We start from the raw sequence: 1,172 nt of genomic DNA on the forward strand, positions 1-1,172 counted from the left end.
CGATCGAGCGACCCTCGGGCGTGCTGTCTGCGGCGCTGGAGAGCGCTGCGGCCTCCATCAGCTCGGGCTCGCTGACACCGGGCACCGGCACGACGCGGGACGCGCGACGGTTGCCGTACGTGATCGTGCCGGTCTTGTCGAGCAGCAGGGTCGTGATGTCGCCGGCGGCCTCGACCGCACGACCGGACATCGCGAGCACGTTGTGCTGCACGAGGCGGTCCATGCCGGCGATGCCGATCGCGGACAGCAGTGCGCCGATGGTGGTCGGGATGAGGCACACGAGCAGGGCGATGAGCACCGGGATGCTCACGGTCGCGCCGACGAGTCCGGCGATCGGCTGCATCGTGAGGCAGACGATCACGAACACGATCGACAGCGAGGCGAGCAGGATGTTCAGCGCGATCTCGTTCGGCGTCTTCTGGCGGGCGGCGCCCTCGACGAGGCGGATCATCCGGTCGATGAAGGTCTCGCCGGGAGTCGACGTGATCCGCACGACGATCCGGTCGGAGAGCACCCGGGTGCCACCGGTGACGGCGCTGCGGTCGCCGCCGGACTCGCGGATCACCGGCGCGGACTCGCCCGTCACCGCGGACTCGTCAACGGACGCGATGCCGTCGATGACGTCGCCGTCACCCGGGATCACCTCACCGGCGACCACCACCACGACGTCGCCCTTGGCGAGGTCGACCGACGCGACCTCCTCGGTCTCGTTGCCGGTGGCGGCCGGGTCGGCCTGGTCGTAGCGGAGGACCCGGCGCGCGCTCGTGGTCGAACGGGTCTTGCGGAGGGTGTCGGCCTGCGCCTTGCCGCGGCCTTCGGCCACGGACTCGGCGAGGTTCGCGAAGACGACCGTCAGCCACAGCCACACGGCGATCGCGATGGTGAAGGCCGACGGCTCGACGAACAGCGAGACGGTCGTCAGTGCGGCGCCGACCTCGACGATGAACATGACGGGGTTGCGCCACATGGAAACCCGGGTCGAGCTTGCCGAAGGCGCCCGGGAGGCCCGCCGCCAGCTGGCGGGGTCCGACGCGGACGAGGTGGTCGGGCTGGAAGCGCTGGTCGCCTCGGGCGCGGAGTCGCGGTGTTCATGGGGGTGTCCTTGGACTTCCACGTGCCGTCATCCTGGGAGCGCTTCTGCGAGGGGTCCCAGTGCAAGCCCCGGGAAGTAG

1 pseudogene is annotated in these 1,172 nt (G+C 70.5%); it reads right to left on the bottom strand.

Features of this window, described 5'->3' with window-relative positions:
* Positions 1 to 1,092: pseudogene (locus tag I5E_RS21035) on the bottom strand (HAD-IC family P-type ATPase); the annotation flags it as partial.
* Positions 1,093 to 1,172: the final 80 nt, after the last annotated feature.

It is taken from the genome of Curtobacterium sp. B18 (assembly GCF_000333375.1).
In the GTDB taxonomy this organism is placed as follows: domain Bacteria; phylum Actinomycetota; class Actinomycetes; order Actinomycetales; family Microbacteriaceae; genus Curtobacterium.